The following is a 202-nucleotide window of genomic DNA, read 5'->3' as shown; positions in this document are numbered from 1 at the left end:
TGTCGAAGGTGGGACTGGCGATTGGGACTAAGTCGTAACAAGGTAGCCGTACCGGAAGGTGCGGCTGGATCACCTCCTTTCTAAGGAGCACCTACAAATATCCGCCCGTTGAATGACGGGGGGAATGTTTGTCAGGAGTATATGCCCGTTGCGCAGACGTTTGTTCTGCGGCGGGTGCTCAAGGGTGGAATATCAACGAATA

General features: G+C 53.5%; 1 rRNA gene. It reads left to right on the top strand.

The features are described from left to right. Positions 1-80 (top strand): 16S ribosomal RNA (locus tag AC5RV1_RS21500); the annotation flags it as partial. Positions 81-202 lie beyond the last annotated feature (122 nt).

The sequence above is a fragment of the Arthrobacter sp. Hb9-2 genome, assembly GCF_059091165.1.
The sequence above is the reverse complement of the archived record's forward strand: the minus strand, read 5'-3'. Positions and strand labels throughout refer to the sequence as shown.